This window comes from Salifodinibacter halophilus (assembly GCA_012999515.1).
GTDB lineage: Bacteria > Pseudomonadota > Gammaproteobacteria > Nevskiales > Salinisphaeraceae > Salifodinibacter > Salifodinibacter halophilus.
Window position 1 is genome coordinate 1 of sequence record JABEEB010000064.1, and the last position, 362, is coordinate 362.

1 protein-coding gene is annotated in these 362 nt (G+C 69.6%); it reads left to right on the forward strand.

Annotated features, from left to right (window positions below):
• A partial coding sequence (locus tag HKX41_10700; protein NNC24599.1) for a transglycosylase SLT domain-containing protein occupies positions 1 to 362 on the forward strand: 362 nt, incomplete at both ends.

A 362-nucleotide genomic window follows, 5' to 3' on the forward strand; every position in this document is an offset into this window, starting at 1 on the left:
CCAGATCGAACGCGCGGCCTGGGCGATCCGCGAATGGGACGACGCGCTGAGCCGCTTCGACGACACCCAGCGGCGCCTGGCGATCGAGATCGCCCAGGGCTACAACTGGTTCGACCGCGCGGTGTTCTCGCTCAACAAGACCCCGCAGGAACAGCGCCTGTACTACCTGCGCTTCCCGCTGCACCACGGCGAGACCATCCGCCGCGAATCGCTCAAGAACGGGATCGACCCGGCCTGGGTCGCGGCCGAGATCCGTGCCGAGAGCATCTTCAACCCGACCGCGCGCTCCGGCGCCAACGCCATGGGCCTGATGCAGGTGCTGCCCGGCACCGGCGCGCAGGTGGCCAAGAGCCTGGGCCTGC